Below are 269 nucleotides of genomic sequence, written 5' to 3' on the forward strand. Positions count from 1 at the left end.
CCGTTGCTGGTGCCAAGGTATAGCTCTGCACCATCGACATACAGATAGTACACAGTAACTTGGGGTTGGTTATCGCTTAATTGTAGTGGGTAGTGGTGAATTACATCACTTTCAATATCATAACGATTTACTCCGTCCATCGTACCAATCCAAAGTTGGTTACTCTGGTATTCTGCAAGTGTATAAATATTGGAGTTTGCTTTGATACCCCGTGCATTGCCACTAACACCCACTTGCTTAAAATCACCCTGATATTCATCCACCAGCGT

1 protein-coding gene is annotated in these 269 nt (G+C 42.8%); it reads right to left on the reverse strand.

The window, feature by feature from the left end; genetic code table 11:
- Positions 1-269 (reverse strand): two-component regulator propeller domain-containing protein (locus AAEY68_RS21150; RefSeq protein WP_350586838.1); only part of this gene is annotated, 269 nt, incomplete at both ends.

It is taken from the genome of Pseudoalteromonas sp. RB2-MNA-CIBAN-0110 (assembly GCF_040309305.1).
GTDB classification, from domain to species: domain Bacteria; phylum Pseudomonadota; class Gammaproteobacteria; order Enterobacterales; family Alteromonadaceae; genus Pseudoalteromonas; species Pseudoalteromonas arctica.